Origin of the sequence: Vibrio sp. 10N.222.52.B7, from assembly GCF_041474275.1 — a bacterium.
GTDB classification, from domain to species: domain Bacteria; phylum Pseudomonadota; class Gammaproteobacteria; order Enterobacterales; family Vibrionaceae; genus Vibrio; species Vibrio crassostreae_C.
This window is the reverse complement of the sequence record NZ_JBFRTU010000256.1, coordinates 1,221-1,737: the sequence shown is the minus strand read 5'-3', so window position 1 is coordinate 1,737 and position 517 is coordinate 1,221. Positions and strand designations below refer to the sequence as shown.

Here is a 517-nt window from a genome sequence, read left to right as displayed (position 1 = left end):
GACATCTCACCATAAGTTAAACCGTTGTTCTCCATGCTGCGGAAAAGTTCAGTCCCAACGAATGGGATCTCTCCAGCACAGTGAACATTAAGAACGATCACTTCTAAACCAAGTTCTTCATCTGGTTTTGCTTCTTCAACAGTCGCACTTTGCGGAGTCACGACTTCTTTCGCAACAACGGGCTCTCTTTGAGTAAGCGTTTCGTTTGGAACGACTGGCTCATCAACTGTTTCAGAAGGCTCTTCAAACGAACCGTACTGCACTTTAAAGCCGGCATGGTTTTCTTTTTGCTCGTCAGTCAACTCAAAGCTTGGAACTTCAGGCTCAACGTCCTTCTCTTCCTCAATCACTTCAGGTTCACTTTCAACCTTAATTGGGTCTTCTACGCTGAAAGAAGGAAGATCATTTAATTCGATATCATCTTCGTAAGCTTCTTTCGCTTGTGGCGCTGTTAGCGGATCTGAGTCGATCAGCGGATCAGTATCAGAGGGTGAAACAGCAAAATCCGGCTCTTTAC

The 517-nt window shown here is 45.1% G+C and carries 1 pseudogene; it reads right to left on the bottom strand.

Annotation, left to right across the window (positions count from 1 at the left end):
- Positions 1-517 (bottom strand): annotated as a pseudogene (locus tag AB4512_RS22705) (cell division protein ZipA); the annotation flags it as partial.